Raw genomic sequence first — 26,299 nt, 5'->3', positions numbered from 1 at the left:
CCGTTATCGATTTTTATTGTGGGTTGTGAGATTATTATTGTTGCTCTCATCCAGACGGATAATTTTCAGGTATACCTTTGCAAGTATTGCCGGCAGGGCCCTGACGGCATTCTGATCCTTCTGCCGCTGTGTTTCCGAGAGTTGTTCCCACGGGACAATGCAGCCATGGATTTTCTGCTGGTCATCGCGGTCCTTTCCATAAGCCCATCCTTTTCGCACCCGTTCTTCCACCCACCGCTCGTGTTCCTTCTCCGCAAGGAATTCAACCTCACTTTCAGTAAATGTAAAAAGCGGCTCCCTGCCGCTGACGGACAATCCGATCGTGCAGTCGATCTTGTGGAGAATCTTCCAGATATCCTCGACCTGCCGGAGATTTGAATCCTTTATCCGGTGAGGCAGTTCATCCCAGGAACGCATCGAAGGATTCGATTCCGGGGTTGCACCGGCTTTTTTTTGCTGTACTATGTATTCATCGTGAATTGCCCGTGCCACCAGCTCGTGGGTGCCGGCCGCACCGATATCGTAATATTTTTTGATGATATTCCGAACTTTTTCCGAATCAATCCATCCCTGGTCGATCCGGGTGATCAGGGCATCGATCTCCATTGCCCGGGCCTGGATCTTGGCAGCCGTTGTCCTGTCGTCCAGCAGTTCGCACAGGCCGATGATCGCGGTGAGCGGGTTACGCAGGTGGTCCCCAAGGACGGCAAACTGTTCGATGTTTTTCTCGATCTGGGTATAGGCGTACTTTTTTAATTGTTCCATTTCGATCGTGTCGGTGATATCCAGGCCGCTTAAAAAAATGCCCGAAATGCCCCGGTCTTTATCCCTGCGGGGGAGGGCCGTGAATCTGATCATTTTTCTCTCCCCGGACATTCCCTTAACCGATCGAATAATGCCGGAACGGAGTTCACCGGATTCCATCACATCACGGATGACCTCCATCATCTCGTTCGCATCTGCAGGAAACAGCATCCGGATGTCCCCGGGTGTATCGCCGGATTCCCGCGCACCCATGAATTCATTGAATGCACGGTTTGACCATTCTACGATTCCGTCAGGTCCCAGAAAGATTACCCATTCGGATACCCCCTCCAGGGTGTCTGTGAGAGTTTCCGTTTTACCATCAGTCTCACCCATTCGGTCTCCTGTCAGGTTTTCCCAAGTACCTTCCTAATGAATACTATCCGGCAGTAATTATCTAATAGTATCTGTTCCCTGTAACATCCGGGTTCCACCCTACGAACCTGGAGAGACAGTCTTAGGAAAAGTAAGCGAAAACAAGAATGGATACAACGAGATTACAAACTCATCCCAACGCGAGGGTTCTGCCCTTCGAACCCGGTAAGATCTTCCGGCCTTAGAAAAACCTAGGAAAACAAGAATGGACTCGACGGGATTTGAACCCGTGGCCTTCACGTTGCAAACGTGACGATCTACCCCTGATCTACGAGCCCGCAGTGCATATGCTTGCGGCATACTATTTTTCAGCCAATTCCTTATAGTTGTTACTGATCGATATGCCGATAGCACTGTCCCATTATAGTGGGACCCCCGCCTGCGCGTGAAGAGGGAATATTATGGAACCAGCGATTTGGATCGGCTGTACCTGTCAGGAAGGAATTGTTAACTCTCGTAATATAAGTGGATGAACGTGAGAAAAGCGCATGGACCCGGCGGGATTTGAACCCGCGGCCTCTACGTTGCGAACGTAGCGATCTACCCCTGATCTACGAGCCCGCTGCTGGTGTGGTGTATAGGTTTCGATCCGCAGGAATATAGTTGTTGGTTTCCCCGCGGGATTGGCATAAAAATGGGGATCAGAGAATGATCTCGATATCCAGTTTCTCTGCCAGTTCCTTGTACCGGTTCCGGATAGTGACTTCGGTCACACCTGCAACTTCCGCCACTTCGCGCTGGGTCCGGCGTTCCCCGCCAAGGATGGAGGAGATATAGATCGCGGCCGCCGCGACACCGGTTGGGCCCCTGCCGCTCGTTAGTTCGCGCTCGCCGGCCTGCCGGAGGATCTCTACGGCACGGCTCTGAACCTCGCCCTTGAGAGTAAGACCGGAACAGAACCGGGGTACGTAGTCGATTGGTGAGGTCGGGAGGAGTTTCAAGCCCAGCTCACGGGAGATGAACCGGTAGGTCCTGCCGATCTCTTTCCTCGAGACACGGGACACTTCTGCAATCTCATCGAGTGTACGGGGCACGCTGCACTGCCGGCAGGCTGCATACAGGGCTGCTGCTGCTACGCCTTCGATACTTCGTCCTCGGATCAGGTTCTTGTCGACTGCATCACGGTACACGACTGCGGCAGTCTCACGGACGTTCCGCGGCAGGCCCAGTGCGGAGGCCATCCGGTCCAGTTCGGAGAGTGCGAATGCAAGGTTCCGCTCGGTTGCGTTGCTGACACGGATCCGGCGCTGCCATTTGCGGAGACGGTAGAGCTGGGCCCGGTTCTTGGAGGAGATCGCCCTGCCGTACGAGTCCCGGTTGCGCCAGTCGATCATGGTGGAGAGACCCTTGTCGTGGATCGTAAAGGTCATCGGGGCACCGACACGTGATCTCTTCATCCGCTGGTCGTGGTCGAACGCACGCCATTCGGGACCACGGTCGATGAAATCGTCATCGATGACAAGCCCGCAACTCTGGCAGACCAGTTCTGCCCGCTCGTAATCGTGGACGAGCTGGCGGCTGCCACACTCCGGACAGACGGTCTCGGTGTGATTCTCTGCTTTTTTCTCCGTTTCTTTCTGTTTAGTGCGCGATTTGAGCGCTTCCCGCTCAGTCTGGAGGGTTTTTAACTTTTCAATTTCCTGCATCCACATTCACCTGATGATTACGTTAATCTCTGATCTTTGTTGCATGGAACCGGCGTATCCGTGGGGAGATCATTACTTTGTGAAGAGTTTTTCATTGGGCTGGACAGTGCATTTCCCTTTGCAGAGGACTGCTGCATAGGGGGCCTTGATGTTCCCGAAGAGATCAAGGATCTTGCCGACGGGTTGCATCTTCCTGTCGGTTACCTCGCTGTAGAGTGGGGGGAGTTGGGCGGCGTCACAGTGTATAATGAGCATCCGGTCGCCAATGGTGCTCATCGCCCGTCCAACAACTTTCACAACAACCTCATGGATACAATCGTGCTGAAATATTTCGGTAATCTATATATGTGCGACAGGACTCTATTTAAATGTTGCGTGAAAGTATAAATAGAAATTTCAGAAACCGAAGAATTGGTCGATATTTAAAGATAGTGCCTGCCGGCACTCTGCTTCGCTCAATCCGGCCCCTCTCGCAACGATATTTTTCGCGCGCTCGTCCAGAATGTCGTGGGGTGCGTGGGCATCCGAATCCACTACGAGCTGGCACCCGGCTTGGCGGGCAATCCTCGCTACGTGACCGTTCGTCCGGTTGTGCCCCCCGCGCGAAGTAAGCTCCAACGCTATGCCATTTGAAGCCGCCGCATGTGCTTCCTCCTTCGTTATCATGCCTGGATGGGCGAGCACACTGACATCCCGGCATGTACAGGCCGCATGATTGGTACCGGGTGCCACTGGCTCAACCGGTGTTTCACCATGGACCACCACGATGTCGGCCCCTGCGGCTTTTGCCTTCTTTGCGAGTGCGGCTATCTGGGCAGGTGGCACGTGGGTAATCTCGACGCCGCAGAGCAACCGTACTCCGAACAGACCTGCGGATTCCCGCACAAGGGCCAGGGTCGAAAGCACCGATTCCGTGTTGGATGTATCGACATGATCAGTGATCGCAACAGTTGTATACCCGGTAACTGCCATCCTCCGGATAAGTTCAATGGGGAGCATCTCGCCATCGGAAAGGATCGTATGCGTGTGCAGGTCGTACAGGCCGCTCATTTCCGCACCTCCAGTTTCTGGGCTACCTTGCGGATCAGCGCCCCCTTCTTATCGGTCCATTCCGCAATGACGCGCCCCTCGTGCCGGGTCCAATGGGACGGGTGGTGGTGCTCCTCTACACGGCACGGTATGCCGGATTTTCTGAGTGCACGTTCTATATCCGTCACCACCGGGCCCTTTACGCCAAGACTGCGCGGGACCCGCCTGCCCTCCTCACGTGTGTAATGGGCATTGAAATAACATGGATAAAGTATGCACTCACCAGCTGCCATTGCCGGATTGTTTGTGGGTCAAGGTATAAACACTGTACGCTCCCACCTTCTATCATGCATCACATCGACGTCAGGCTGGAGAAGGATGTCTATGACGCCAACAACACTCTCGCCGACAACAATGCAAAACGTCTAAAGGCCCACGGTGTCCGGGCGTTCGATCTGCTCGGTGCAATCGGATCGGGCAAGACTGCCCTGATCGAGCGCCTTGTCCCGCTGCTCGAAAAGAAAGGACTCAAAGCTGGCGCCATCGCCGGCGATGTATACGGTGATGATGACTTCAAGCGGATCGTGGCCCTGGGCGTCCCTGCATTCAATGCGAATACCGGTAAGGAATGCCATCTCGACGCTCACCTTGTCGAGCACGCGATCGACCACCTCCCTCTCGATGCGATTGATATTCTTTTCATCGAGAACGTTGGCAATATGGTCTGCCCCACAGATTTCCGACTGGGGGCGGAGAAGCGGATTGTTGTCGTGAGTTCAACAGAAGGCGACGATGTGGTGAACAAGCACCCGATGATGTTCCGTGACTGCACGATCGGTGTGATCAACAAAGTGGATCTTGCACCTCTTGTTGGCGCAAACCTGGACCGGATGGAGTCGGATATCCGCCGCTACAATCCGGGAATGCCGGTCTTCCGGACCAACCTCAAGACCGGTGATGGTGTCGCTGCCCTCCTTAATACCATACTCGCATAAACAGCCACGTGAAACCCGGCAGGATCGGATTCCCTCAAGGGAAACCAAAGAGGTACTATAAATAATTCTGAAAGGAATATATAGAGCACCATCTTCGGGCAGGATTCCCGGAGACCTAATTTGAGAGTGATACCATGCAGTGGCAGGGAGAATCAGTACGAAAGGTAACCGGTGGCAGGCGCCGCCCGGCACAGATGAAGAGGAGAGCGGAGATCGGACTTGCACCGGCAGACACCCATATCGGTGAGGACCGGAGAAGGATCATCCGCACGTATGGAGGGAATGACAAGGTGCGTGCACTGCGTGCCGCCTTCGCCAACGTGACCAATGCCAAGAACGGTGAGACAAAGAAGGTGAAGATCGAAAAGGTCGAAGAGAACGGTGCAAACCCGAACTATGTCCGGCGGAACCTTCTCACCAAGGGTGCCATCATCAAGACCGAGATCGGCCGCGCCCGGATCATGAGCCGCCCCGGCCAGGACGGCATCATCAACGCACTGTTACTCGAATAATCAATAGGGCAAAACAACCCCCCCCGCTTTTTATTTCAGGTATGCATCGTGCAGGCTTTTCCTGTGCGGTACGTGAGCAATCTTTTTTCTTTTGGACTCTCAATCTTCTACCATGCGAAGGATCTATTATCGTTTCCCCCAGCGGGTGGATCTCTCGTTTGCGATGGGCATGCCGTTCAACGAGACCCTGAAATATATTGCGGGATTACATAACGAGGAATCGACCAAGACCACCGGCAAGGAACTGGTCAAGGTCAAGACCCAGGTGGAGATCGCGGTTGACCGGGCGACCTTCGGCGAGATCACTTCCGATCTCCTGCGCCCCGGTGTCATCACGGAAGCCGTTGACCTGCGGGTGTCTGTACTGGCTCTCGCCCTGCGCGGGGGTGGCAAGGTCCCGATTGCCAATGATATTTTTTATCTCCGGCTGAGTGACCAGGGATCGCGGACTGATATTGACATTGCAAAAGAAGGCCGCGGAGAAGGTCTGGATGCACTGGATATGAAAAATATCCTCCTGGGTGCACCAAAGTGACGATCCGGACAACGATCGCTGCACCCTTCAAGCATACCCGGAAATCCGGGATGCGCAAGAACGAGCTCGTCTATTACTATGCCCTCGACCGCAAATGGATGAGCACCGAGCAGGCAAACCAGCTCCTGCGCCGGGCAGAGGAAGACGGCCTGATCAGCCAGGAGAACGGCGTTTTCTCACCCAGGTTTGATCTCGGTGAAGTGACCCTCCCGATCGGGTTCAAGCCCACGTCTGCGATCTTTGAGCGTAACGATCCCTCCCAGGAACTTATAGGCCGCATTGCAAAGACCCGGAACATGGATGAGACGGAAGTTGTAGCCGAGATGAACCGGATCATAAAGGAAGGATTCGACGGGAATCTTCTCCCGCCGGCAGCGCTTGTCCTGCTCGCGAAAAAATACGGTGTCCCGTGTGAGGATATGATCGGGTCCCTGAAGCAGTCCCTGCGAAAAGGATAGGTTTTTTCATATTCCCCCGCATTTCCGCAGGGAAATGAATCAGATCAATACACAAAGTATTTCGTCCAATTATTCACTATCTTTCAACAGATATTCTGGAGAACTGACATGAGACACAGGAAAAATACTTCTTTGGACCAGCCGTGGCTTCCCATTGCTGCGGTCATTGGTGTCATTGCCGTTCTGGCCATCGCAGCGATATTCTTTTTAGGTGGCGGAGGTTCCTCCACTCCGGCTGCTTCCCCCGGATCCTCATCCGGGTCCTCCACCCCGGGAACGGGTACAGTTGCACCGCAGACAACGCTTCTGAAAAATACCGGCATATCCTCCATCACGGTCATAGAAACTACACCGGTACCTATTTCGGCAACAGGAGTAAACGTAGAGGTAAATTATCTCGGTAGTTTTGCCGGGCAGTATGGAACGATCGGGAATATGAGCACTGCGAAGGATTCCGGTGACAAGGTGTACCCGATCGGGAACATGAACGGCACGTTCTCGGCAAACTTCCAGAAACAGGACAGCTCCACCACGCATGACCTGACCGTCCAGATCTGGAAGGATGGCAAGGCCGTCAAATTCGCAAGCAACAGCTCGGCATATGGCATCGTTAATATCGATTATACGCCCTGAATTTTTTTATTCATCATTTTTTGCCCGATAGGCGCGGCATAAAGGAAACGAAAAAAGGTATAGTTATTTCTTGCCGACCCGTGCCTTGGGTGCGGATTTCTCTGCCTTCTTCTCGCCCTCAACCTTGGGGAAGAGCTCATCAAGCGGTTTTTCGCCATATGTGGTGACACGTGCATTGATCTGCACGAAGTCCTGGGTGATCTCGCTTGCACGGATCGTCTTTCTCCGGCGCTCGCCGTCCATTGTCGGGTGGAACCCGATACCGCCGGCGAGGAGGAGCTTCTTGCGTCCTGCGCCCGGGATCCCCTTCTTTGCGGTGATCCCGGTCCGGTCAGAAGCACCGGTAATCAGGATCCTGTACCCTGCAAGCCCGAGGGAGCCTGCTTCCAGTTCATCACCGATACGTTTGCCAACGATCGCACCTGCTGCGCCGCCACTGGCGTCGACATTGTAGGCACGACCGGTCTTTGGGTCTGATACTACGACTTTAAACTCAACCATGATTGTCTCTCCGTATTGTTATCCAAGGAACCCGGACGGTCCAGGTTCCTTTTCACGTCTCCGGCTGCCGGCAGATCGCCTACACATGAGAAGTACCCATGCTATTATACCGGTACGCTATTAAACCCTCGTGTCACCTTTAGAAGAGGGAAACGCAACCCGGTTATTTGCCCCAGAAGGGATCGCCTTTCCGTCGCATGGCGGTGTATTCGCCGAGTACTTCCTGCGTCCCCGGGTTCAGGGTTTTGATCATCTCTTTCTCCAGCACCTTGACATGGCGCTCGGGAATGTCCACAAAAAGGTCATCCCCAACGCTTACCTGCCTGCCGACAGTAGCTCCCTCGATCGAGATCGCCACTTCGAGACCTGCATCCGCCTCGCGGATTGATTCCTGCCGGAGCTGCATGGTCTTGAGGTGCCCGACCTTCTTGCCATCAAGCTTGATCAGGTCAACGCCACTGCGTAGTTTCCCGCCCAGCACGCGCACGCCAACGACCGCCGGGTTGCTCTGGCGGAAGACACAGTCCGGGAGGAGCCGGATTTTCGCCGGCATGACCACGTGCTCGAAACGCTGTTTTTCCTGCAGACGTTTCTGTTCGTCCCGCCATTCAACATACTGGTCGATCAGCTGGTAGATCACCCTTCCGTCGAAAACCTTGACCTGCGTGTAGGAGGGGTCCTTGATCATCTCCGCTGCATCGGGAAGGACGGGGGTGTTGAACGAGAGAAGAACCCGGTACATCGGGTTCTTGATGGTCTCGGTCTCGATCAGGTCGAGGCGGCTGACCGACCCGACTTCTGCCCGCATGACGCCGATCTCCTTGCCTTCGAGTTCCTTGCAGAGCGCTTCGAGCGCCCCGATCGTATCCGCCTTGATCACGATCCCCTCTTCGGCCAGATTCACATGGATCTCGGTCATCTCTTTTTTGATCCGGGCCTCTACCTCGTCGCGGTTACCTCGGATCACGAAGAACGGCGATCCCGCGATCACACCCTCGAGGTTCGGCGCCGTGACCTTGATCCCAGCCGCCGCTGCAACGGATTTCACCCGCTCGAACCGTTCCTCAACCAGGATCTCTTTCATGGGCCGGGGTTTCAGGAGGGATCGCACTTTCGTCACAATGACATCCCCCTGCGTTGCGACCGCGATCTCATCGCCGATAGAGAGGGTCCCGTCGTACAGGATCACATCGAGGGTCGTCCCGAGGCCGCGTTCCTCCTTGACCTCGAGCACCGTCCCGGCACCTGCACCTTCGACAACGAGTTTCAGGGCATCGCTCATGTACCGCTGTGCAAGCCCGATCATGACCATCAGCAGATCGGATATGCCCTCCCCGGTATGGGCACTGACCGGGACTATGGCGAGGTTACGCTGGAAATCCGCCACCCGGTCGAACCGGTCTGCTGAGAACTCGAGTTCCGCCAGCTTGCCGACAATCTCGTAGGTCTTGTTCTCCACGGTTCCCTGGACCCGCTCGTTCTGCTTGGCGAACGAAGAGAGGAACGACTCGTTCTCGTTCACCCTCCACCCGTGGATACGGTCGATCTTGGTCGCGGCGATGACAAATGGCGTCCTGCAGTTCCGGAGGATCTGCAGTGCCTCGATCGTCTGGGGCTGGAACCCCTGGTTGATATCTACGACCAGGATCGCCATGTCTGCGAGTGCACCGCCGCGGGCCCGGAGGGTTGTGAATGCATGGTGCCCTGGTGTATCGATGAACAGGAGTCCGGGGATATTAATTGCAAGCTTCTCCATCGATCCGCTCATTGCACGGATTGCATCTATGGGGACGATCGTGGCGCCGATATGCTGGGTGATCGCCCCCACCTCGGAACTCACGACAGACGATCCCCTGATACGATCAAGGAGCGATGTCTTACCGTGATCCACATGCCCCATGACGCAGACAATGGGCGTCCTTATCTTAGGATTCTCCGCCATAATTCTCCCTCTTTATTGCTGACACTCCGGTCCCTTGGTAAAAATCCCTGCTCCTGCTGCTGTGCCGCAGACGGGTCATGTGTCTTCAGGAGAGAGGGACCAGAGCCACCTGATATGTAATGGACGCACAAGCCTATTAATAATCGCATCCCTGCGGATGCAGGACGCTGGTCACACCCGTCCCGGGGTTCCGTGTGAAGGCATTAAACGGATAGATTAAAATGAATCTGGTGCAAATGTAAAAGGGACATTTGCCAGGGTGGGGTAGTTGGTCATCCTAGAGGATTGTGGATCCTCCGACCCGGGTTCGAATCTCGGCCCTGGCCTAATTACCGTTAGTTAAAGTCTAATTCCACTTTTAGACTTAAATTGGGCTTATTCTTTTAATGGTCTTTAACAAAGAAAAAAATGATCCTGTTTTGCCTGAGGATTCTAAACTCGGGTTCTTTTCATGTGCTGCATAGGTTAAATCAGATCGGAGAACCGCCAACAGAAACGCATAGTGAGGTTTACCCCTGCTGATCGTTTATTAGAGCTTCTATAATTAGTGTTCAAAAACCGGATCACAAATCAGCTTCGGATATACAGCTGTGCCATCATAAACGAAATCATAGTGTGGGGTTTCTTCGCATTGTATTCTCACGACCCAGAGGAAACGGGGCATTGGTTTGCACAATAATTCCATTTTTTTATCAAAATTCTGGGTGAGTAAAAATTTTTTATAATTTCGGATATCAGTAAGGAAGAGTTCTGCCCTTGAATTCTCATTCATGTTTTTACTTTGAATTTGGATCTCTAATGGTCGCTTGAATTTCTCAAGGAAAATCTCATACATTCGACCAAAACTCAATCGTATTTTTGGATAGATCGGAATTAGTAGTCTAGTCACATTGACTTCTGAATAACCAGAAGCCAGCCATTCATTGTTCCAAGAGTAGAATTTTCCATTTTCTATCGGTGTAACTACACTATAAGGTCCGATATTATCATCATGAACATAGAGTTCTTGTACATCACCATTTCTATGTCGATATCCACTGATTACTACCGCATGATATTCAGGATCAGCATCATGATCCTTCAACTCCAATCCTGCAATTACTGGCAGACCCAGTTTTTTATACGATTTTACAACATCAGAAATGATATCGTCATTTTCGTTATATTTCTCGTAATTTTTAAACTCTTCAGGTTTGATAAACTCTGTTTCAAGACCAATTGAATTGAAATAATTTTTCATCTGGTATAATGACAACCCCTCTGAAGGGAAATTGCGGCAGTCTGCTGGAAATGATACAGACTTTTCTGTGACTTCAATCGGTGATAGCATCGGGACACCGAAAAGGGAGACCAATGGGAAGAGTGAGATCCAACATGCTATAGTTGCACATGCCCCCACTGCGGTATCTTGAACTTGGAATGGCAAAGATCTGATTGTTAAATGGATGCCATAGAGAGAAACATTATATTTTTCCGTTAGGTACTCTCTAAACTCACCCTGGTCCTTGTGAGGGTAGACATCGAGTACCGTCCTTCCGATTAAAAAATGTCCATACTTATCTTTTATAGGTTTAACAACGATGAAACCTTTGTATTTCTTCTCTAATTTATTAAAAAACCGGGTATCATTATTTTTTAGGGCGTCTTTGAATTCTGCCTCATTGAATGAGAAGGCAAAAAAATGGTATCTTTTTGTAACTTTACTAATAGGTTCGAATGATCTGGCATAAAATTTTGCATAGTCGATTAAAAAATCCTTATCGACATATCCATCTTCGAACACACAAGTTTTTACTTTTATTGCCTTGAGATATTTGAGCAGATAATCGCTAACTGCGGAATCACCAAATATCTTTACAGCAGGATCAAAAGAAAAAACAAGGGATGGATTTTGGGGGGTTTTAGGCATTATATCGTAAATGGTTTGAACAGATCCTCTTCCCTTAAGGTACTGATCCGTTTATGGAGTTTTTCTGCGTCTTTGATAATTTCAGGACTGATGGGTTTTGAGAATACATTCCTGATTTCATACAACTTAGGCTCGACCACCATTTACACTACACCCTCTCATGATCACAATGTCCCGATTGTACAATCTGGAAATTATGAGATTCCGGTCTTAATATGTTAGTTCTCCTGGCATTTGATCGTTGGCATCAGGTACTTACTTGGGACAGGAAGTGATGTATTTTTTATATTATTTAATTGTACCGGATTTTCATTCGGAATTTCAGAATGAATTCTCACCATTTTGTTCACAGTTTCATAGTTGGTTCTTTCGCGTCCTCTCCATTAACAACTATAGGTTCAGGGCCTACGACGTGGTTGTGGCGAGATATCGTGAATAAGTGATGGGCGAAGGTAGCCAAGCCAGGTCAACGGCGTCAGGTTCAGGGCCTGATCTCGCAGGAGTTCTTGGGTTCGAATCCCATCCTTCGCATTTTTCTGTTTTCTATCACCCTCAAAAACGGACTTCTTTTCATGTGCTGCATACTTTCCACCGATCAGACCGGCTATCTGCCAACAGAAACGCATGGTGGGTGTTTTAAGCCTATATTAATTCGATAATCTCTAATATTGAAAAAACAAGTTTCATTGCGTGAGAATCAATGTCTAAAGTGTGCCCGAAATGTGGTGCTTCAGCAAATGAGGATAAATCTCTGTTCTGCAAAAAATGCGGGACACAATTGCTTCCACCTGTTTCTGAATTAAAAACATCCGATCGATCGTTTAGATATTCAACCCTTTTTGCTCTCGTAATATATTCAGATCTACTTCTTTGTTTTATATTTTGTATTGCGTTCATCGAATCCTACCTCGATATTTCAAGCGCAAATTATCTGAATCCGTTCGCTCTGTATTTTGTCATAATTTTCCCTGCGAATTTTATTTTAGATTTACTCTTGCTAAAAAATGGGAGAGAGACTCCGAATAGTATTGATATTAGAATTTGTTGGATAAAAGGACTGATTGGAGTAGCAGGGATTTTAACAATTATTTCGGGATTGTATTTCATAATTATCAGTGTAAAAATGGACAGTGCATACAAAGCAAGTGTTGCATATGTAACAGGAGATCCGAAATTAAGGACCTGCAATACTGAAGACAAAGATCTTAAAAAATTGAATCCTCTGAATGAAAATCCTAAAACTGGCATCAATGATTTTGAAAAACTAAAGATAGAGATTGATAACTCTCTCTCTGAGTTGGAATCATCTGGAAATATTCAATTAATACGAAACTTTATTGAACGATATCCGAATTTTGATACGCGAGGTCAAAATTTCTCAAATTTGAATACGTTATTGGCTAAAAAAGGAATTCGCTTAACAAATTTTGAACTAATGTCAATTATTTCATCAATAAAACAAAAGGATGAATTGCAATACGTTAAAACGTGTGTTCTTTATAACAACCCGACATCATCAGACGGATGTATCAAAAACTATATCGAAGCCTTTGGAAAACTCAGCCAAAACGAACAAAAAGATCAGCTCATCAACTACCTCATCAAAATATTGAAGGACAACTTCAATTATCAAGGAAATTTGGCTTCTGATCTTATTAGAATTAAGAAAGATGTTGAACTTGAAAGATTTGAAAATAGTTTGACCTACGATCAAGCATCCGGAAACCGGATTACCATAAATGACATTGATAGAATTAATGGCTATGATTTTGAACACGTATTAAATGAGTTATTTCAAAAAATGGGTTACCATGTAATCCATACGCCTCTTTCCAATGATCAAGGGGCTGATCTGATTGTTGAGAAATTTAGCGTAAAAACCGTAGTTCAAGCAAAAAATTGGGCAAAAAATGTCGACAACTCTGGTATTCAAGAGGCAGTTGCTGCAATCAAACATTATGATGCACAAAGAGCTATGGTTATCTCTAGCAGCGGATTTACTCAGAGTGCACGAGAATTGGCTCGATCAAATAATGTCGTTTTGTGGGATAGGTCGATCCTATCCAGCATGCTTGATGAAAATCCCATTTTTCGCGTCTAAACACTATAAGCCGGCTAATCCGGCTAATCAATAAATTCCCCAATACTCTTATCGGGTCAGAGGTGAAGAAGCGATTATGCGGTCGCTCGTTGAATATCTTGGCTTGGTCGGCATTGGAGTCTCGGCCTTGGTGGTGCTGGTCGCAGTGGTGCTCCTGATACTCCTTATTGGGTGTGTAGCTCTAGGTGCTTACGAATCCGCCACAAACCCCAATGTCACGAACGACACTGCCAGAGAATACCAGCAACTGCAATCGAATATCAGCACGGGAACGGCTGGGATCTCCGGGGCGGTCCGGAACACTACCGGCGGTTGACCCCCAAAAAATCCAATTTTTTAAGATTTTTATCTGGCACCCCTGGCGATATATCTTTTCAAAACAGCGGTTGTGAAACGAGAATACGCGCCCCGATTGATACTTGCTGCCTCATATGGGCGTTATTGGGCTTCTTTTCGGTATAATGGTGTGAAGGCAGGTACGCGAGGGGGCCGGGTCACGGTCCCTTTTGTATTCTGCGTGAGAGGGTGTTTACATGGACGCCGAGCTCTTCCGCGATCTCTGCCACGGTCATGCCCTGCTCACGCTTGGCGTTGACTTCTTCCATATCGATATCCCTAAACGGACGCCCGACATGAACCCCCCGGGCCTTTGCTGCTACGAGTCCCTGCTTTGTCCTCTCGCTTAATAGATCCCGCTCCCGTTCTGCCATCGTGATCATGAAGGTGAGCATAATCCGGCGCATGCCCTTATCGGTGCAGGAGTTCAGGAACGCTTCCGCCGGGGAGAGACTGAATACTTCAATTCCCAGATCCTCAAGGTCTAATATTGACCGGATGCTATCTGCATATGTCCGGCCAATACGGGAAATTTCATAGACGTATAATCGGCTGACGGTGCCCGGGTTGCTCTTGACGTACTGGTATAATTTTGAGTATCCTGGACGGCTCCGGGCTTCGGTCTTGCCGCTGATCGTATCAACATAGATCCGCTCTTTATCCACATGCTTCAGGAGTTCTACACACTGGTTATCTGTGTGTTGATCGCCGGTTGAGACCCGGGCATATCCAACGTAATACACCATAAGTACCCTTTAGTGTGTAAAGTATATAAACTCACCTTAAACGTTCGTTTATGGTTTGTTTCCATTGGAGAATCTTCAGTGATTGCCCAGCCCGGCTGCCTGGGATCCAGCCCTACCAAAAACGGGATGCATCTCACTCTCAGAATGAACTCAAAAAACATTGATGAATGTTTGTGTGCGGATAACCTGGCCTTACGACGGCCGGGTAATGGCACAGGACAAGACCGGGGCAGGGTACTATATAAAGATTGTTGGAAAACGAGTGGCGCTCCCTGATCATCGAGAGGGATACAGGGGGATCACTATTGACCGTATCTTGCTGCTCGGCATACAAGCGGCGAAGGTACAGGTTGCTGAATGTTAGGAACTGATCCGCTGTGAAGGATGTGAAGGCATAACGCCATTTTCAGGTTTTGTCTATACGCGTGCGCGTAAAAAGAAGATAGTGAATTCCGTGTTTATCCTTCACATCCTTCACACTCTCCCGGGCATTTCCGTCTGTACTTCTCGTTTTGACAGGCTGATTCCCGAATACACATTCCCTGATCGTGTGTGTAGAATCTCAAAACGGCTTCCTATCTCCCGCCCGAACGCTTCTTTTGGCATTGGCCGGAATTCATCAACTGTGCACCATTGTTTGTATGCTGCGTAGAGATCAGAGGCTTTGATCTGGAGGGTCTTATTGTGCGGCTCGATCTTATAGACCGTCTCGCCCACCGGGTTTTTCTGGTACAGGAACTCATGCAGGAAATCTTCAGAGTTTTGGTATTCCACGGTCTCATCGCTGATTGCCTTGCACTTAACCAGCTTCCCGACATCCCGGTATCGTTTCCATCCGATTATACACCAGTTCAAGATCCCTGACGCTTCCTTGATCAGTTTCTTTTCAATATCCGGGTCGCTGTCTGCGGAGGTCGGGTCGAAGTAGTGCCGGAATGGGATCATCCAGATACGGTCCCACATTGCGGTGGATTGGTCGGCTATTCGCGGCTTGTGGTTGGTTGCCAAGAATAGGCATCCACTTATCGAGAAGCTTACCGGATCCCCATATAGATAACGGGCCGTTATTTGGTCACCGCCTGTCATGGATTTAATGAGCCCGTCGTCAATCTTCATTCCCTTCCCGGGCTCGGTGCAAGTAATCATCCGTGCGCCTTTTGTTGGCATCAGGTCCGATCGGATCTGCCCGGGTTTCATAGGCTGCAAGCTCTGGGACGCAATATTGACCGCATACTCACCGAGGATATAAACAAGCACTTTCAAAGTCACGCTCTTACCGTTTCGGCCTCGACCATACAGAACAAAGAGTGCTGCGGAGGGGTTGCCAATACCAGCAAGGATATACCCGCAAATTTCTTGGAAGTTATCAATCAGGGTCTTGTCACTATCAAACACCTTTGAGATATGGTCCTCCCATTGTGGGCACTTGGCATCAGGATCATATTTTACACCGGCCAATTTCGAGATCATATCTTCTGACGATTGTTCCCGGGCATCTCCTGTGCACAGGTCGTAGGTGCAATTTTTCAGGTTCAAGAGATACCCGTCACGATCAAAATCAAGCTCACAACATTCAAGATCCGATTTGGCAAGGTCGAGAAGGTTTATGACGCCATACCGGGTGTGAGATCGTTCAGCGTGTTTGAGGGCACGGGCTCGCAATGTATCGTCAGTCACATTGCCGGCATAAGCATAGAGCCGTTTAATGGTACTTTTTGCCCATCGTGTAACCTTCCCCCCCTGGTTAGGCTTCCATCGCTGCGCATTGTCCCACACATACCAGCGTTTACTATCGAATGAGAATTTACATCGATCTTTGAAATGATTGACAAACATTCTGCTATTACCGAGCTCGGTGAGTGATCCGGGGGTGTCTATTGAGATCCCCGGTTCGGGTTCGACCGATTCATCATCCCAGTGATCCTCTGGGGTTACAGGATCTGCGATAGGGACGGCTACTGGTGCGTTCTGTGGCACTTCCGCGGGCTCTTCGGCGATTGGTGCCGGTGGTGGGTTCTCTGCATCCCGGGCTATCATCGCGGGATGACCGGCTATGATCTCCTCCCGCCACTGTTCCCACTGATCTGCGCGCACTTTTTCCCGGGTTGTACCTGCCTCCCGAAACTCGATCTCTTGTTTGAGATCAATCGCCTCACCCAACCGGGCCGGGTCTGCGACGGCTTCGCCACAATCTCGATCAAGCTCAGCAAGAGAAGGTACTGAAACTGATCCGGGGGGTACCAATCCATTCATGGAAATTACTCCTCAAAATTATCGATGAGTCTCCATCTGCCATCTTTCAGACATGCGACAGCAATCAGGTAATGAAGCGGGCTGGCTTTCTTCAGATGCTCCAGGGTCTCCCGGTCTATTGTGAAATTAGGGATTATCCGGGGTTGTGGCAACGTTGATGTACCGGAACAAAGAGAGCTCATACGTCCACCTGCTTGTCAGTGTTGGATAGGGATGCCGGGGCCTCGTTTGTTGGTAGCTGCTTGGCTCCTGCATCGCCTTCTTTGATTTTCTTTTCAAGTGCTGTTCGCAATTCTTTTGACAATGATATTCCCCGCTCCTTTGCAAGATCTCTGATGTGACGGGGAATAGTCACATTTGTATGAATAAATTCCTCACCGTCGGATCTGATTGTTAGTGTTACCATTTTTACTTCCCGTGGCATGATTCCACACCACAGTTATGTATATGAGCAAGTGAGGAATATCACGACAATAAATACAATTCAAATGTGTTATCATGTTAGAAACAACGAGAAAGACTGTCGGACGTAAGCCTAAGTTTGGAAGAAAAAACCAGTCAGTTTTAATGTTACAACCTAAGCCTATCAGAATAGAAAAATGGAAATTGTTTCTTGAATCGAGGACCGGTAGAGGCAAAAAACAGTTAAAAGCTGTAATGAAGTTTATAATTGAAAAGGAAAAAGGATTTCCGGAGAGATGGGTTCCGTATACAGTAGTCTTGGAGTATATTAAAGAACAATTTTCAATATCTCGATCAAGACTGACCCAATTCATGAACGAGCTGGAAAGAAACAGTATGGTACTGAGACAAAAAAAGAAAAACCTAGTTTTTTATAAGGTTGATGGGAGTGCATTAACCCCTGTTCTTACGTATTACGGACTTCAAAAAGAATATTTACGTCTGAAAAGAGCGAACAATGAATTGTCTAATAAACTTGTAATTGCTGAGTCTATTCTCTCCGAACATGATTTAACTGAAACATATGGGTCGACGCTTCAACAAATACATGAAGAAATTGAGGCAAGAAAAGTACGAAGGAAAAATAAAAGCAGAGATGAAATTTTAGCTGAAATTATGAATTTAACCCCAGATGAAATGAAAAAGAGGACGGAGGACATTGAGTCAGCTCAAAAATCTATCATCTTAGAAGACCTGAAGAAAGTAAAAAATGAAAGAAATAATTTTTATGCTTGATTTTTTGCCTGCATCTGCAATAGTTCCCCTTTGACCCTATCCAGAATTGCCTGAAATTCCGGCTGTAGTTCTGCCTGCTCCTTTGACTGATTGACCTTATTTATCGCTTCTTCTGTAAGCTCAAAGCCACACGTCCGGCAGATGCCAATTGTCGGCCCGTTGATCGTATAGCACCGTGGACACTGCCGGGATTCCAGAGCTTTGGAGCGTTGGACCCGGGGGGCTACTCCCGCCTTCTCAGCTATCACCCTCTCCACATCGCTATCAACCAGGTGAAGATAAGTAGAGAACATTTTACTATTGAGGTTGCCCCAAAGCAGTTTCTTCACAATGGCCTCCCCGTATCCCTGGCGGATAAGGTGTGTTGCGCGGGTATGCCGGAAGATATGCGGGGTGATGTGCTTTGTTACTCCTGCCCTCGTTGCAATGACGCGTAGCTGCTTTGCGATTCCTGCATAACCTAGCGGGGCTTTCTTGTTGGTCAGGAATACAAAGGAGTCGGGAGATACTGTCAGGGGGTAATCGTTACGCCAGGATGCAAGATATGAGCGCGCCATGACTAACGGCACTGTCCGACTCTTCCCGGTCTTGAACGATGTGGTTATGGTTGCGTTCCAGTCAGTGAAGTTTACGTCTTTCCACTTGAGCGCGGCAATCTCCCCGATCCTGAATCCCCCTTCGTAGAGTGTGGCTATAATGGCACGGTCCCTGGAGTTCATGCAGGATTCTATCATTACCCGGATCTCCTCCTCAGTCAGAAGCATTTCCGGGGTTTTTGTCATTGTGTCAAATGCTGGGGGCCGGATCTTCTCGATCTTCTTCTCCTCAATGGTTGTGTAATGGTTCTCGCACATCCAAAGATAGAACCGTTTCAGGAACCGGACAAAATCACTGATCGAGTTCTGCTTATACCGCGGTGTACCGTTTTCCTTCTTTGCGTTCCTTACCCGATCTATTGCCGTGTAAATGTCTGCTACGGTATTCTGCCGGTACGGTCCGAGATATTCCCGGAGATTGACAAGGGTATAATGCAGTTTAAACGCTCTGCCTGAGCTGATATTCCGGGTTGCGCTGATCTCTGCGATAAACTCACGGATGAGGTTTGCATCATCTTCTGTGATCCTTCCCTCAGCAATCCCCCTGGTAAGCACATTTCCTGAATACGCGATCAGGGTTGCGGTTGCCGGGTGGAACCGTGAAACTTGTATGGAGTTGGTAGCTGCCATAGATCAAAATAGGCTCGTTTCTTTATATACTTTTGTCAGAGATTATAACCAGTGGTTCATAAGTGCGGCCCTGGCCTTTTCTTATTCAGCCTGTTTTCCCGGTGATGTGAACCAGAATATCGGAGATTTCGTTCCATCTATGATCCGCATACCGGGACATTCCCTGGCACCAGTATTTCCACCGCTTTCGGATCAGGGCCCGGTTCCGGCATTCCAGCGCACAGTACATTTTTGTGCAATAAACAACACAAATGTACACAACCCCGGCTCCCACGCGACTCCGGTTATGCAAGTACACGGTGACCAGAACGTATGGCAGATAACAGCTATGTTCACGGCTATTCCTCACGCGAGTCGGAACGTCTTGCCGACCAAGCGCAGACACTCACGGATCTCCTCCACCATGATACCCGGTATCTTCCGGGCTCACGGGTGCTCGAAGCCGGCTGCGGCACCGGCGCCCAGACCGTGATCCTTGCCCGGAATAGTCCAGGAGCCCTCATCACGTCAGTTGATATATCGGAGGATTCCCTGAAGCATGCGGAAGAAAAAATCCGGGAGGAAGGGATTGTGAACGTGACGTTCAGGCAGGGCGATATCTTCCGGCTCCCCTTCAAAAAGGGGACTTTTGACCATATCTTTGTCTGTTTCGTGCTTGAACATCTCGCAGAGCCGGAGCGGGCGCTCAGCCGGCTCCGCCCGCTCCTGAAAGACGGCGGCACGCTTACCGTGATCGAAGGGGATCACGGGTCTGCATACTTCCACCCGGAGAACGGGGATGCCCGGCGGGCGGTCCAGTGCCTTGTGGATCTCCAGCAGAAGATGGGTGGCAATGCCCTGATCGGCCGGCAGCTCTATCCTCTTGTCACCGGAGCAGGATATAACGGGGTTCAGGTCTCTCCCCGGATGGTCTACGTAGATGCATCAAAGCCGGCCCTTGTCGAAGGGTTCACGAAACTGACATTTACCGCCATGGTCGAAGGTGTCGGCACGGAAGTCCTGGACCAGGGGCTGATGAGCCAGGAAGCATGGGAGCAGGGGATTGCTGCACTGTACAGGACCGCTGAACCTGACGGCGTCTTCTGTTATACGTTCTTCAAGGCGACAGCACGAAAATAGTTTTCAGGGAAACCCATGAACATCTCCGTCATCCTTGCCCACCCGCGTCCCGGAAGTTTCAACCACGCGATAGCGGATACGGCAGCTGCCACCCTTCACGAAGCCGGCCACAGCGTGACCGTCCATGACCTGTATGCAGAGGGGTTCGATCCCCTGCTCCCCGTTGACGAGATCGCCCGTGATGCCCCCCTCTCCCCGGTGATTGCCAGGCATTGTGCGGAGATCGCCGTTGCGAACGGTATCGTGATCGTCCACCCCGACTGGTGGGGGATGCCCCCCGCCATCCTGAAAGGATGGATCGACCGGGTCCTCCGTCCGGGCATTGCATACAAGTTCGCAAGCACTGATAACGGTGAAGGAATTCCCGTCGGTCTGCTCCGGGCGAAGGCCGTGGTAGTCTTCAATACCTCCAACACACCCCGGGATAGGGAGCAGGAGGTCTTCGGCGACCCGCTCGAACGGATATGGAAAGACTGTATCGTCTCATTCTGTGGAGTACCTGTATGCTCCCGTCGCATGTTTGGCGTTGTCGTAACCAGCACGGCAGAGCAGCGCACTGCATGGCTGGAGGAAGTACAGCAGCTCGTGCTTAGCACATTCCCCCGGGACTAAAAGGCAGGCACTCACTTTCACCCTGTGCCTCCCCCCTCTTTTTACCTGCGCTGCCCGTTCTCTTAAAGTGGAGATGGAAATGGACACCTCAGCTCAGATATGCCTGATCGAAGAGACTCTCCGGTCCATGAACCGGTGCTGGACAGAATCATGGGATGAGCCGGGATTAAGGAACTACATCCATCCCGATGCCGTGGCTATTGTACCGACAATGCCCGGGCGCCTTGAAGGCCGGGATGCCTATGTGGCCGGGTGGCGGAGCTTTTGTGAAGCGGCGGTGATCCATGAATGGAGAGAGACCGATTACAAGGTCCAGATCTATACCGGGGGACGATCTGCAGTCGCCACATACCTGTTCTCTATAACGTTTTCTCTTGGCGGACAGGTGCAGACCATGAGGGGCCGGGATATGTTCTTCCTGGTAAAGGGAGGGCAGGACTGGCTCGTGGTCGCAGATCAGTTCTCTCCTGAACCCCTCACCGGATGAGATGCCCGGAAGGAGCGGCCCCCCAGGAAAAATCCCCCTGGTTTAAATTATCTGACGATAATAAAATAGGAGACATTCATGGATACCATCGTACTTGTCGGCTACATTGCCGGGACGCTCACCACGGTCTCGTTTGTCCCGCAGGTGATCAAGGCCTGGAAGATGCGGGAGACACGGGACCTCTCGCTTGCCATGCTCGTACTCTTCGGCATAGGTATTCTCCTCTGGACCCTGTACGGTCTCTGGACCGGCTCCCTTCCCATCATCGCAGCCAATGTGATCACGTTTGTCCTGATCCTCGTACTGCTCTTCATGAAGGTCCGTTACCGCTGATCATTTTTTTGGGAACCGGCCCCGTGCTTCGGATCAGGAATTGCCCGGAATCCATGGTGAGCTCGAGTAACCTGCCGCGCAATCTGTTTTGGATCAGCACAGGATTGCGGCCGGGAAAACAAAAGAAAAAAATGGTGTTCTGTTCAGTCCTGAAGGAGCACAAGGCATCCCGCGATCCTGTCGTGGAGCCCCTGGTGCTTTTTCGTGAACCCGATCATGAGGAACCCGATGAATATGATCAGGGTGGAAATATACTTCCCGAAGAACCGCAGCGTTGTCCGTGCAAAGGATGGCTTGTTGCCCTCGAGATCCGTGACAACGAGGCTCATGAGCACTTTGCCGGGAGTTGCCTGGCTGCGGGAGGATTCAAACCCGGCAAAGTACAGCCAGGGAACGACAATGAAGAGTATACCGAATGCCGCAACGATCGGGCCGAGCGCAGCATCAAGGGTCCCCGCCTCGGTCAGGTCATGGTAACTGACACCGCTGACCGTCATGAAGTAGGCATATTTCAGACCGTTCGAGAGGGAGAAGAAGGCAATCGCGATCCCCCCGGCGATCAGTACTAGGATAAAATCGACGATGAATGCAATAAGCCGCCTGCCCAGACCTGCATAAACCCCGACATCGGGCCCCTCGTCCTCTTCAGGAGTGGCGACGGGTCGTTGCTGGATAGATTCTATATCCGTCCCGCACCACTGGCAGAATTTTCCGGAGGCATCAGTCTCTTTTCCACATTTAGGACAGAACATTCGTTGAACTCCTGATATGTAAAGTTAATCCGGGTGTCCTTTTTAATTTAACTGTTCTCTTCCGGCATTTTCCTGTTTTTTGCCGTCCGGTGCGTTCGTACGCAAAGCCGGTATCATGCCCGGGGGACATTGTGGCGCCAATATATGAGCACAAATCAGTAATATCAATAGATTACAAAGAAATCTGCATGAAATGCATCGTAATTCTTGCGACCCTCCTTTTCCTCGGAGCGTGTGCGCTCTCTGCCGGCTGCACTAGTCCGACCCAGGCCGGGTTTCCACCGGTCGGGACGACCGCTGCACCTGTCCCGGCCACTCCGTCAACACCTATCCCTGCGGCGGTTGCGACTCCGGTCGCCGTGGAAACCCTGCCGGCAGAACAGTACGTAGATCTCGAACTGACCAAGGAGCGGCCGGATTATACCCTTCATCTCCTCTATAATGGTGGCAAGGGCGAGGGTTTTGTGCAGAATATCCTCATGAAAGCCACCCTGTCAGACGGGACGGTTGTCCAGCAGTATATGGATGACGGTACGAGACAACCCCGACGGGGCGACGAACTGGTCATACAGGGCACCCGGGGCAGTGACCGGGTCGAAGTCTTCGTGACTACCGCCGGCAGGACCTATAAAGTGCTCGACCAGCCGATGATCACCAATCTCTGATATATTCTCCCCCTTTTTTGTCCGCCCTGGCCAGAACCGCACCCGTCCCTGTCTTTCCTGAGAAGTCCTGCCTTACCCGGAATGGCTCTTGCGGCTGATCCGTTCTGCATACCTTTGCGTTGCATACGCCAGTACCACAATGATCGCGATTGTCGCAGCAAGGACAGCCCACTGCTCCGGGCCAGCGGTCCCCACGGCAAGTCTGGTCAGTTGGTTCATCGGGTTGGCCGGTAGGGAAAGGGCGAACAGGATCACGACCACGAGTGCCGTTGAGAAGATGAACTGTGCAGCAGTCCGCTCCCGGTAGTGCAGCGCGGTCAGGGCCCCAAGAAGGATCAGGATGAGAGAGCTGACCACAACCTGCAGCAGGATGAGGGGCGCATTATCGATCGCGATACCGTTGATCATCAGGAGGATCAGCCATGCCCCGGCCTGGACCGGTACGAGGATCTCGCAGGCCAGCACCTTTCCCCAGACCATCTCGGTGAACGCGACCGGTGTCGAGATCAGGGTCTCCAGCGTATCATGCTGGTACTCTTCGGTGATCATGTCGATAATGAGTGCCGATGAGATGATGGCCGGCATGAAGACGAGCAGCGGGATCAGCAGCCCGTACACGAACTCATAGAAGTCATCACCACTGTTTGACGGCGGGAGCTGGAGGGGCAGGGGCTGCTCGGTGATCCTGACGGTCCTGACCTGCCGCAGGTACGTTTCATACTGGAGGAAAATGTCCTTGAGCTTGACATCAACGATCGCGCTCTGGAGATCGTTCTCCAGTGTATAGAGCGTGATCTTGACCGGTCCCTGTGCGTCCGGCGCGGTATCCGGCACGTAGATCACGGCCGCAAGTTTACGCTCCCCAAGAGCTGCGACTGCTGTCGAAAGGTTCATTTTGAACACCCGGAAATCCCGGCTGTCCTGGAGGTAATTGAGCATCTCCGAATCATTTCCTGCGTACCCGACACTGTACCGGAAGTGTGAGTACTGGGAAAGGGAGGAAGGATCGTACATTGAGGTGAGCCCGACCATGAGGAAGGACGAGAAGAGGGCGATGAAGAGCTGGAGGAGCACGGCAAGGAGGATCGTCCGCTCGTTGAAGAGCCCCTGGAACTCCTTCTTTGCTATGATGGAGAGGTTCCGGGCCTTCATCCGATCCACCCCAGGATAAAATAGAGGTTATAGAGACAGTGCACGACCATTGCGATGGCAAGACCGGGGGCAAATCCCGCTCTCCCCCATTTCTTCAGGCAGAGGGCCACGATGAGTACACCGGCAAAATGGAGGAGGAGGGGGAGCCAGAGCGATCCGAGCGAGAGGAAGAGGATGCTGCCAAAGACCGAGTCCGAGATCTGTGCAAGGGTGACAAAAAGGAGCAGTTTCTCGCCTACCAGGAACCCAAGTGCAGTTGCCCCGCAGGCAAAGACCAGGTTCCTGCCGGAGAGGAACGACGGGTTGCGGACAAAGATCGTGTAAATCCCGACACCTTTTGCGATCTCCTCGATCAGTGCCGCGAGGAGGAGGAGGCCGATAAGCGAGTACGGCATAGGGAGGTTGAAGAAAAGCACAAGGCACATCATCTGGATCATGAAGACGAACGGGATGGAGCACCCGGCGAGCAGGAAGAGCGAGATGAAGGGGTGTTTCTGCGGCAGGATCTCCGAGAGGAACTCCCGCATGCGGGTTACCAGGTTCTTCTCCGAGAAGAGGCGCTCCTCCTTGAAGTTCTTCGCGGCTATGTAGAAGAGGAACGCGGCGGTCAGCCAGAAAAGCGAAGTCGAGTACAGGTAATCGGTCAGGGTCCAGGCAGTTCCCTGCATGGTGAGGACGATGAGCGTCAGGGGCGAGATGAGACTGATCACGTGGACATTGGCAAAGATGCTCGGGAAGAAGAGGTACGAGGTTGCCACCGTTGAGAAGAATATGGAGATGAACGAGAGTTCCTTGAAACTCCGGGAGAGCATCCCGATAAGAAGTGCGTTCGCAAGGAAGAATACAATGACCGGGATGAGGGGGAGGATGATGAGTAGCGGGGCTTTGAGATAGAGCGTAAGCCCGGTACATATTGCAAGCATCCCCATGAAGTACGGCAGCATCTTGCCGATGATTATAGATGAGGCTTTTACAGGAGTGGAGAGGAGGATCTCTCCTTTGCGCTCTATCCGCTCGCCCATGATGCTCATCATGAAGAACTGTGAGGTGAAATAGAGCGGGAAGATGAAGACGAAGACGAGGATGATCGAGTCAAAGGGCAGGGGCGGCGAGAGCTGGGAGGGTGTCTCGAAGTTCCCCATCGTGCTGCCTGTGGTAGAGAGTACATCCGTGTACCGTGATATCTGGGTGTTCTTTGCATTGGACTGGACCAGCTGCGACCGGAGCGTATCTTCGGAGACGGCAAGAGTCGCGGACGGAGTTGGGATCTCCTTCACCTCGCCCTGTGGCACCGGTGAGCCCCGGTTCGGGGCCGCGCTGACGTACTGGCCGCCCCGGGTGGAGAGGAAGTCGAGCTCGCTTTTTACAGATTGCGTATCGATCCAGAGCGGGTACGCAGCAAAGAGATCCGTCTCGTTGTCATAGACGCTGTTGACATATTTTGCATAATCCCGCTCCAGGGCGATCTCCGCGGCGCCGGCCCGTTCGCTCGTACCGGGATACACGATTCCCCCGGAAACAACGATGTCAAAGGCATTACGGTTCGCGGACAGGGTGGGCGGGTCGAGCTGGTAGACCGTGAACCGGGCATCTCCTTCCAGCAGCTGCGCCACCTGAGGGTCATCGACCCCGATCCTGTACATGCCGTCCTGCAGGTGCAGCCCGCTCCGGGCAGAGAACCCGGTTACCGCCACGAGCAGGACAAAGAGAACGATCGCAAGCGGCAGCATGTCCCGTCTCATCATGGTGAGGGACTTTTTAACCTCCCATCGCGCGATAGTCCGGATGTCAGTAAGCGTTCCCATGTGTTCGCCCGCAGATCAGGCCGGCCCGGATCATTTCCCTGCATGCCTCCGCCGGAAATGGCGGTACGGCACCCGGGATCGTCCTGAGTACAGAGTAGTATGGGGTATCCGTAAAATACCCATCGGTAAACCCGGCAGCTCCCGGGGTCTCTTCATCCCAACTTATATCAGCACCC

Annotated in this window: 28 protein-coding genes and 4 tRNA genes; 15 read left to right on the top strand and 17 right to left on the bottom strand. The window is 51.3% G+C overall.

The window, feature by feature from the left end; genetic code table 11:
- Positions 1 to 3: 3 nt before the first annotated feature.
- The 7 genes from WBL42_RS12085 to WBL42_RS12055 all read right to left on the bottom strand — a co-directional run bounded on the left by WBL42_RS12085 (position 4) and on the right by WBL42_RS12055 (position 4,147).
- Positions 4 to 1,140: a RyR domain-containing protein gene (locus WBL42_RS12085; protein ID WP_424721535.1), complete on the bottom strand. Its 1,137-nt coding sequence runs from the start codon at positions 1,138 to 1,140 to the stop codon at positions 4 to 6.
- Between the two features lie 245 nt (positions 1,141 to 1,385).
- Positions 1,386 to 1,457 (bottom strand) — tRNA-Ala (locus tag WBL42_RS12080).
- A 211-nt stretch (positions 1,458 to 1,668) separates the two neighbouring features.
- Positions 1,669 to 1,740, bottom strand: a tRNA-Ala gene (locus tag WBL42_RS12075).
- 80 nt (positions 1,741 to 1,820) lie between these two features.
- The gene (locus WBL42_RS12070) at positions 1,821 to 2,825 is read right to left on the bottom strand and encodes a transcription initiation factor IIB (protein ID WP_424028707.1); all 1,005 of its coding nucleotides are present in this window, start codon (positions 2,823 to 2,825) and stop codon (positions 1,821 to 1,823) included.
- A 72-nt stretch (positions 2,826 to 2,897) separates the two neighbouring features.
- On the bottom strand, positions 2,898 to 3,122 hold the full coding sequence (locus WBL42_RS12065; RefSeq protein WP_424721534.1) for an H/ACA ribonucleoprotein complex subunit GAR1: 225 nt from the start codon (positions 3,120 to 3,122) through the stop codon (positions 2,898 to 2,900).
- 99 nt (positions 3,123 to 3,221) lie between these two features.
- On the bottom strand, positions 3,222 to 3,875 hold the full coding sequence (locus tag WBL42_RS12060) for a histidinol phosphate phosphatase domain-containing protein (RefSeq protein ID WP_424721533.1): 654 nt from the start codon (positions 3,873 to 3,875) through the stop codon (positions 3,222 to 3,224).
- Positions 3,872 to 4,147 carry a signal recognition particle subunit SRP19/SEC65 family protein gene (locus WBL42_RS12055; protein ID WP_424721532.1) on the bottom strand — a complete coding sequence of 92 codons (276 nt, stop codon included), beginning with the start codon at positions 4,145 to 4,147 and terminating at the stop codon, positions 3,872 to 3,874. The genes WBL42_RS12060 and WBL42_RS12055 overlap by 4 nt, the downstream gene beginning before the upstream one ends.
- 54 nt (positions 4,148 to 4,201) lie before the next feature.
- Here WBL42_RS12055 and hypB point away from each other — a divergent pair, with 54 nt between their 5' ends.
- The 5 genes from hypB to WBL42_RS12030 all read left to right on the top strand — a co-directional run bounded on the left by hypB (position 4,202) and on the right by WBL42_RS12030 (position 6,987).
- Positions 4,202 to 4,849, top strand: coding sequence for a hydrogenase nickel incorporation protein HypB (gene hypB / locus WBL42_RS12050; RefSeq protein WP_424721531.1), 648 nt, complete (start codon positions 4,202 to 4,204; stop codon positions 4,847 to 4,849).
- Positions 4,850 to 4,983: 134 nt separating this feature from the next.
- Positions 4,984 to 5,361: a 30S ribosomal protein S8e gene (locus WBL42_RS12045; protein ID WP_424721530.1), complete on the top strand. Its 378-nt coding sequence runs from the start codon at positions 4,984 to 4,986 to the stop codon at positions 5,359 to 5,361.
- 112 nt (positions 5,362 to 5,473) lie between these two features.
- Entirely contained in the window at positions 5,474 to 5,896 is a 423-nt protein-coding gene (locus tag WBL42_RS12040; RefSeq protein WP_424721529.1) for a hypothetical protein, read from the top strand.
- The gene (locus tag WBL42_RS12035) at positions 5,893 to 6,354 is read left to right on the top strand and encodes a DUF2240 family protein (protein ID WP_424721528.1); all 462 of its coding nucleotides are present in this window, start codon (positions 5,893 to 5,895) and stop codon (positions 6,352 to 6,354) included. Before WBL42_RS12040 ends, WBL42_RS12035 begins: the two co-directional genes overlap by 4 nt.
- A 108-nt stretch (positions 6,355 to 6,462) precedes the next feature.
- Complete coding sequence (locus WBL42_RS12030; RefSeq protein WP_424721527.1) at positions 6,463 to 6,987, top strand: hypothetical protein; 525 nt, start codon at positions 6,463 to 6,465, stop codon at positions 6,985 to 6,987.
- A gap of 63 nt (positions 6,988 to 7,050) precedes the next feature.
- Here WBL42_RS12030 and WBL42_RS12025 read toward each other — a convergent pair whose 3' ends face one another.
- A complete protein-coding gene (locus tag WBL42_RS12025; RefSeq protein WP_424721526.1) occupies positions 7,051 to 7,488 on the bottom strand; it encodes a 30S ribosomal protein S6e in 438 nt (145 codons plus the stop codon).
- A gap of 163 nt (positions 7,489 to 7,651) precedes the next feature.
- Positions 7,652 to 9,430 carry a translation initiation factor IF-2 gene (gene infB, locus WBL42_RS12020; RefSeq protein WP_424721525.1) on the bottom strand — a complete coding sequence of 593 codons (1,779 nt, stop codon included), beginning with the start codon at positions 9,428 to 9,430 and terminating at the stop codon, positions 7,652 to 7,654.
- A 253-nt stretch (positions 9,431 to 9,683) separates the two neighbouring features.
- On the opposite strand from infB, the gene WBL42_RS12015 reads away from it, so the two are divergent.
- A tRNA-His gene (locus WBL42_RS12015) sits at positions 9,684 to 9,756 on the top strand.
- 218 nt (positions 9,757 to 9,974) lie between these two features.
- On the opposite strand, the gene WBL42_RS12010 is transcribed toward WBL42_RS12015, so the two are convergent.
- Positions 9,975 to 11,339: a hypothetical protein gene (locus WBL42_RS12010; RefSeq protein WP_424721524.1), complete on the bottom strand. Its 1,365-nt coding sequence runs from the start codon at positions 11,337 to 11,339 to the stop codon at positions 9,975 to 9,977.
- 446 nt (positions 11,340 to 11,785) lie between these two features.
- Here WBL42_RS12010 and WBL42_RS12005 point away from each other — a divergent pair.
- The 3 genes from WBL42_RS12005 (at position 11,786) to WBL42_RS11995 (ending at position 13,756) form a co-directional block, all read left to right on the top strand.
- Positions 11,786 to 11,870 (top strand) — tRNA-Leu (locus tag WBL42_RS12005).
- A 169-nt stretch (positions 11,871 to 12,039) separates the two neighbouring features.
- The gene (locus WBL42_RS12000; protein WP_424721523.1) at positions 12,040 to 13,440 is read left to right on the top strand and encodes a restriction endonuclease; all 1,401 of its coding nucleotides are present in this window, start codon (positions 12,040 to 12,042) and stop codon (positions 13,438 to 13,440) included.
- Positions 13,441 to 13,516: 76 nt separating this feature from the next.
- Entirely contained in the window at positions 13,517 to 13,756 is a 240-nt protein-coding gene (locus WBL42_RS11995; protein WP_424721522.1) for a hypothetical protein, read from the top strand.
- Positions 13,757 to 13,934: 178 nt separating this feature from the next.
- On the opposite strand, the gene WBL42_RS11990 is transcribed toward WBL42_RS11995, so the two are convergent.
- The 3 genes from WBL42_RS11990 to WBL42_RS11980 all read right to left on the bottom strand — a co-directional run bounded on the left by WBL42_RS11990 (position 13,935) and on the right by WBL42_RS11980 (position 17,199).
- The gene (locus WBL42_RS11990) at positions 13,935 to 14,522 is read right to left on the bottom strand and encodes a recombinase family protein (protein ID WP_424721521.1); all 588 of its coding nucleotides are present in this window, start codon (positions 14,520 to 14,522) and stop codon (positions 13,935 to 13,937) included.
- 474 nt (positions 14,523 to 14,996) lie between these two features.
- Positions 14,997 to 16,775 carry a DNA primase family protein gene (locus WBL42_RS11985; protein ID WP_424721520.1) on the bottom strand — a complete coding sequence of 593 codons (1,779 nt, stop codon included), beginning with the start codon at positions 16,773 to 16,775 and terminating at the stop codon, positions 14,997 to 14,999.
- Positions 16,776 to 16,953: 178 nt separating this feature from the next.
- Entirely contained in the window at positions 16,954 to 17,199 is a 246-nt protein-coding gene (locus WBL42_RS11980; RefSeq protein ID WP_424721519.1) for a type II toxin-antitoxin system CcdA family antitoxin, read from the bottom strand.
- Between the two features lie 74 nt (positions 17,200 to 17,273).
- Between WBL42_RS11980 and WBL42_RS11975 the strand changes: the two genes are divergently transcribed.
- On the top strand, positions 17,274 to 17,972 hold the full coding sequence (locus WBL42_RS11975) for a hypothetical protein (RefSeq protein WP_424721518.1): 699 nt from the start codon (positions 17,274 to 17,276) through the stop codon (positions 17,970 to 17,972).
- Here WBL42_RS11975 and WBL42_RS11970 read toward each other — a convergent pair.
- Positions 17,963 to 19,198, bottom strand: coding sequence for a tyrosine-type recombinase/integrase (locus tag WBL42_RS11970; protein WP_424721517.1), 1,236 nt, complete (start codon positions 19,196 to 19,198; stop codon positions 17,963 to 17,965). The genes WBL42_RS11975 and WBL42_RS11970 overlap by 10 nt on opposite strands.
- A gap of 312 nt (positions 19,199 to 19,510) precedes the next feature.
- On the opposite strand from WBL42_RS11970, the gene WBL42_RS11965 reads away from it, so the two are divergent.
- The 4 genes from WBL42_RS11965 to WBL42_RS11950 all read left to right on the top strand — a co-directional run bounded on the left by WBL42_RS11965 (position 19,511) and on the right by WBL42_RS11950 (position 21,749).
- Complete coding sequence (locus tag WBL42_RS11965; RefSeq protein WP_424721516.1) at positions 19,511 to 20,317, top strand: class I SAM-dependent methyltransferase; 807 nt, start codon at positions 19,511 to 19,513, stop codon at positions 20,315 to 20,317.
- A gap of 15 nt (positions 20,318 to 20,332) precedes the next feature.
- Positions 20,333 to 20,929, top strand: coding sequence for an NAD(P)H-dependent oxidoreductase (locus WBL42_RS11960; RefSeq protein ID WP_424721515.1), 597 nt, complete (start codon positions 20,333 to 20,335; stop codon positions 20,927 to 20,929).
- A 79-nt stretch (positions 20,930 to 21,008) separates the two neighbouring features.
- Positions 21,009 to 21,416 (top strand): YybH family protein, encoded by a 408-nt coding sequence (locus WBL42_RS11955; protein ID WP_424721514.1) that lies wholly within the window; start codon positions 21,009 to 21,011, stop codon positions 21,414 to 21,416.
- A 78-nt stretch (positions 21,417 to 21,494) separates the two neighbouring features.
- On the top strand, positions 21,495 to 21,749 hold the full coding sequence (locus tag WBL42_RS11950) for a SemiSWEET family sugar transporter (RefSeq protein WP_424721513.1): 255 nt from the start codon (positions 21,495 to 21,497) through the stop codon (positions 21,747 to 21,749).
- Positions 21,750 to 21,892: 143 nt separating this feature from the next.
- Here WBL42_RS11950 and WBL42_RS11945 read toward each other — a convergent pair whose 3' ends face one another.
- Positions 21,893 to 22,501, bottom strand: a complete 609-nt coding sequence (locus WBL42_RS11945; protein WP_424721512.1) for an RDD family protein — start codon at positions 22,499 to 22,501, stop codon at positions 21,893 to 21,895.
- A 188-nt stretch (positions 22,502 to 22,689) separates the two neighbouring features.
- On the opposite strand from WBL42_RS11945, the gene WBL42_RS11940 reads away from it, so the two are divergent.
- Complete coding sequence (locus WBL42_RS11940) at positions 22,690 to 23,166, top strand: hypothetical protein (protein ID WP_424721511.1); 477 nt, start codon at positions 22,690 to 22,692, stop codon at positions 23,164 to 23,166.
- Between the two features lie 72 nt (positions 23,167 to 23,238).
- On the opposite strand, the gene WBL42_RS11935 is transcribed toward WBL42_RS11940, so the two are convergent.
- On the bottom strand, positions 23,239 to 24,318 hold the full coding sequence (locus WBL42_RS11935; RefSeq protein WP_424721510.1) for an ABC transporter permease: 1,080 nt from the start codon (positions 24,316 to 24,318) through the stop codon (positions 23,239 to 23,241).
- Complete coding sequence (locus tag WBL42_RS11930; RefSeq protein WP_424721509.1) at positions 24,315 to 26,123, bottom strand: ABC transporter permease; 1,809 nt, start codon at positions 26,121 to 26,123, stop codon at positions 24,315 to 24,317. The genes WBL42_RS11935 and WBL42_RS11930 overlap by 4 nt, the downstream gene beginning before the upstream one ends.
- Between the last annotated feature and the right edge of the window lie 176 nt (positions 26,124 to 26,299).

The sequence above is a fragment of the Methanoregula sp. genome (assembly GCF_049686655.1).
GTDB lineage: Archaea > Halobacteriota > Methanomicrobia > Methanomicrobiales > Methanospirillaceae > Methanoregula.
This window is presented reverse-complemented; position numbering and strand designations above follow the sequence as displayed.